This is a genomic window from Microcoleus sp. AR_TQ3_B6 (assembly GCF_036702785.1).
Lineage (GTDB): Bacteria > Cyanobacteriota > Cyanobacteriia > Cyanobacteriales > Microcoleaceae > Microcoleus.
Genome location: NZ_JAUBVJ010000192.1, coordinates 1 through 3,665, shown reverse-complemented (window position 1 = coordinate 3,665; position 3,665 = coordinate 1). Strand labels below are relative to the sequence as shown.

The 3,665-nt window shown below is 42.3% G+C and carries 4 protein-coding genes and 2 pseudogenes; 2 read left to right on the top strand and 4 right to left on the bottom strand.

Annotated features, from left to right (window positions below; all coding sequences use genetic code 11):
• Positions 1–128 (bottom strand): annotated as a pseudogene (locus tag QUB56_RS36430) (photosystem II D2 protein (photosystem q(a) protein)); the annotation flags it as partial.
• A gap of 426 nt (positions 129–554) precedes the next feature.
• Here QUB56_RS36430 and QUB56_RS36425 point away from each other — a divergent pair.
• Together QUB56_RS36425 and QUB56_RS36420 are read left to right on the top strand one after the other, a co-directional pair.
• Complete coding sequence (locus QUB56_RS36425; RefSeq protein WP_332961222.1) at positions 555–830, top strand: hypothetical protein; 276 nt, start codon at positions 555–557, stop codon at positions 828–830.
• A 23-nt stretch (positions 831–853) separates the two neighbouring features.
• A complete protein-coding gene (locus QUB56_RS36420; protein WP_332961221.1) occupies positions 854–1,525 on the top strand; it encodes an ABC transporter ATP-binding protein in 672 nt (223 codons plus the stop codon).
• Positions 1,526–1,649: 124 nt separating this feature from the next.
• On the opposite strand, the gene QUB56_RS36415 is transcribed toward QUB56_RS36420, so the two are convergent.
• The 3 genes and pseudogenes from QUB56_RS36415 to QUB56_RS36405 all read right to left on the bottom strand — a co-directional run.
• Positions 1,650–1,865, bottom strand: a complete 216-nt coding sequence (locus tag QUB56_RS36415) for a DUF4058 family protein (protein ID WP_332961224.1) — start codon at positions 1,863–1,865, stop codon at positions 1,650–1,652.
• A 336-nt stretch (positions 1,866–2,201) separates the two neighbouring features.
• Positions 2,202–3,245: an IS630 family transposase gene (locus QUB56_RS36410; RefSeq protein WP_332961223.1), complete on the bottom strand. Its 1,044-nt coding sequence runs from the start codon at positions 3,243–3,245 to the stop codon at positions 2,202–2,204.
• 57 nt (positions 3,246–3,302) lie between these two features.
• Positions 3,303–3,665, bottom strand: a pseudogene (locus QUB56_RS36405) (IS1634 family transposase); the annotation flags it as partial.

The following is a 3,665-nucleotide window of genomic DNA, read 5'->3' as shown; positions in this document are numbered from 1 at the left end:
AGGTAGGCGCAGGGGAATAGCAGGATGCCAGACCAGCCTACGAAGACGAACCGATCGCGTTTGAGCCAGTCGTCGAGGACATCAAAGATGCCTCTTTCGTTCTGGGCGCGTCCGACTGCGATTGTCATTTACGCAAATCTCCAAATGGATATAATTACAACGGATTTGTCTCTAGTCAGTAGTCTCCAACCGTTGCCTCTGCTTAGCAGAAAACGTGTTGGATTATGAAAAGACTTTACTTTTCTTTACCGTATTCAAGATTATAGAGGTAATTCTTTACAATGGCAAGTATTTCTTAAAAAACTTCCGGATCTTGACTTTTCCGAAGTCCCTGAACTCCCCGAAGCCCCCTAAGCCCTGGAATTCCCGGAAGTTCTTGCCCTGCATTTGGGAACTTCTACTATATAGGAGTCTCTGCGCTTGGCGTTAGAAGCCCGATGGCTTGGTAGATATATCGGCCTCAACGTCTTATTTTTCTAAGAAACTGGGTGTCTTTGGGTAAGTCCTATATATATACTGAGGATAGAGCTCCAAACTTAGGTTTTTAAGACTATATGTTCAGCATTGACATCATTGTGAAGAACACGCCCGTCTCGCTGTCGGTGCAGCGGAAGTTGGCGGAGGACGCTGAGGCTGTTTATCAACAGGTTTTAGAGGCGGTTCGCAACTCCCAACCGCAAATTTTGGAACTCACTTGCGAGAAAAATCCTGAGAAAAAGGTGGCTGTGCTCAGCAGCGAGATTTCTGGGGTGGTGGTTTCTCAGAAATCGGGGGCGTCATCTACAGGCAGATCCCCGGGTTTTGTCTCGATGTCGGCTGCTGCAGAATGAGGGCTGGGGGTGTTGGTGCCGAGATGAGCCAGTCAGCGGTTGCTGTCCGGGATTTGGATTTTTGCTGGCCGTCGGGCGATCGAGTGTTGCAAGGTTGCTCTCTGGATGTACCTAAGGGCGAGTTTTGGATGCTTTTGGGCACTAACGGCAGCGGCAAGTCTACGCTGTTGAGGCTGATGGCTGGGCTGCTGCACCCCCAGTCGGGGGAAATTGACCTGAGTGGGCGGGTGGGTTTTGTGTTCCAAAATCCAGATCACCAATTGGTCATGCCCACGGTGGGTGCGGATGTGGCTTTTGGTTTGGTGGAGGAAAAGCTTTCTAATGTTCAGGTGCGGGCGAGGGTGGCGGAGGCTTTGGAGGCTGTGAATTTGCTGGATTTGCAGCGACGGCCGATTTATGCTTTGAGTGGGGGCCAGAAGCAGCGAATTGCTCTTGCTGGGGCGATCGCCCGTCACTGCGAAATTCTGCTGTTGGATGAACCGACGGCTTTGTTAGATCCTGATTCTCAGTTGGATTTGGTGGCGGCGGTGCAGCGGTTGGTGAAAAATCGCGGGATTACGGCTTTGTGGGTGACTCACCGTTTGGATGAGTTGAATTATTGTGATGGGGCTTTTTTGCTGGAAAAGGGCGAGGTGGTCGATCGGGGAGATCCGACGCGTTTGAAGCAGCGGTTGATGCAAAGTCAAGATGTTTAGCCCTCAAGCAATTTGAGAATTAAGTCATTCTGCGAGGGAAATCGCTTTGCAAGTCAAACGAACTCTGCCTCGGCCGACTAAGAAATAAATAGGGTATTTAACCAGATTTTGGCTGCACGCCAAATTAATCTCGCAATGCTCGATCGCGCAACAAAGCATCTGCCCAAATTGTATCTGTTTCAGACAATGGCGGTATTGGCTCCCGAGAGTAATCAATCTCCATGTCATAACCGGCAATATCGTATACTTGATTAAAAAGCATTTGCAAATCAACAATAGGTTCCGAGTCCTCGGGACGCAAAGGCACTGGGAAAACACGAATTGAATTTTCAACCCAGATTCCGCAGATGTGTGTGGAATTTTTTTATCAGTTGTGAAAAGTTGGAGTCAAAAAGTTTTTCCGTTTAACTTATGCGGTTTTAACGTCACGGATACCTGTCAAATCTCCCGAAATTAACTAAACTGAAATAGTTGACTTTTTTTAATAGATTTATGGCACTTTTTTCGCGAAATAACTTAGATTTTTATCCAAGATAAATCCCGCCAAGAGCTAATCATCTTGACTAATAAATGTAGATTGTTCACCAAGATTTACAGCTTAATGGAGAGCGTCATCCACCTGCAAACATTAAATAGTACCGACTGCAATATAGCGATCCTAATTGATTTGTGAACACTAACCATACATATAAAGTTTGGGAAATCCAAATATTTGACGATTCAAAAAAAACATAAATAACCTCTTTACTATGGTAAAAGATTTACAGCGATAGGCAAATTTTCTCAAAAGATTCTTTCCTTGTAACCAAATATCTTCTACTGGATTTTGTTCGGGGGCATTCGGGGCAAACAAGATACAATTTATTTGCCATTCTTCGGGAGATTTTCCGTCATTTACTAATTCTAAATATTCTCTTAATTCTTGTGACTTATGATAGGCGGCTCCATCCCAAATAATTGTCAGTCTTGAGTTGGGGCGTTGTTTTCTCAAATATTTTAAAAAGCTAATTGTATTTGCTGAATCTCCTTTTTCATAGGGTTGTACTAAAAATTCTTTATTTCCATAATCTAAGGCTCCATAATAGGTTTGTCTCTGTTTTTGATTTGTCATTTCTACTTCTACTCTCCCAGCGCTTTTTCCCCAAACATACCCACATAAATCTCCCCACAATAAATGACATTCATCTAACATGAACACACATAACTTACCTTGTTTTATGTCTGACTGCCATGTTTCTAAATACTCGTTAATTTCTTTTTTTTTATCTTCTACCAATTTGGGGTCTCCTTTGGGATTCTTCTTTTGAGACTTTTTCCAAGTCACTCGAGCTGATTCAAATAAAGAATAGTAACTTTGTAGGGACTCATAAATTACTTCATATTTTGATTCTATATAGATAGCTAATTCTGCTACATCCCACATTTCTCTCTGACTTAACCAGAGAAGTATTTCGGCTTTTTCTGATTTACTTAAATAGCCCTGCTTCCCTTTGTACCCCATTCTCAGCTCTTTCACTCCCCCAAGTAAAAATTTATTATTCCATTTACTAATAAATCCCAACGAAACGTTTAACTGTTTGATAATTTGACGATAAGATAGCCCTGACAAACTCCATTTAACTACCAATGCTCGTTTAATTTCTCGCGCATCTGAAGTTGATTCAATAAAATCATCTAACTCTAACTCTTGCTTTTTGCGATCGAGTACCTGGCTATCCATTTTGGCAATTCTTTGTTTATTATGCTTTTTATATTTTATCACATTGGTGTTCACAAATCAATTAGGATTGCTATACTGTCCTAAATGCTTTAATACATCTTGACGGTCTTGGGTTAAATGACTGACTTGCTTATCTCCGTTGACCGTCACTAAATGTACCGCTTGAAACATCTGAAATATCCACCGCATTGTCGGTTTATTGGTGAGTTTCTTTACCTGATTTCTGACTCCCTCATTGGTGGCTTCTAAGTGTTGTCTCAATTTGCTTTGCGCTAGGGTATAAACTAACAAGCACAGTCCCATTATCATTCCTATTGCTTCGACTCGCTCGGGATTTTTCACAAATACGCTTGATGTAAAAAAAAATGGATCTTTGATAAATCTAAATCCTCTCTCGTTACTTTGCTGCGCTTTGTATTC

Coding starts and splice junctions, on each gene's coding strand:
- QUB56_RS36425 (WP_332961222.1), top strand. CDS start 555: ATGTTCAGCATTGACATCATTGTGAAGAACACGCCCGTCTCGCTGTCG.
- QUB56_RS36420 (WP_332961221.1), top strand. CDS start 854: ATGAGCCAGTCAGCGGTTGCTGTCCGGGATTTGGATTTTTGCTGGCCG.
- QUB56_RS36410 (WP_332961223.1), bottom strand. CDS start 3,245: ATGGATAGCCAGGTACTCGATCGCAAAAAGCAAGAGTTAGAGTTAGAT.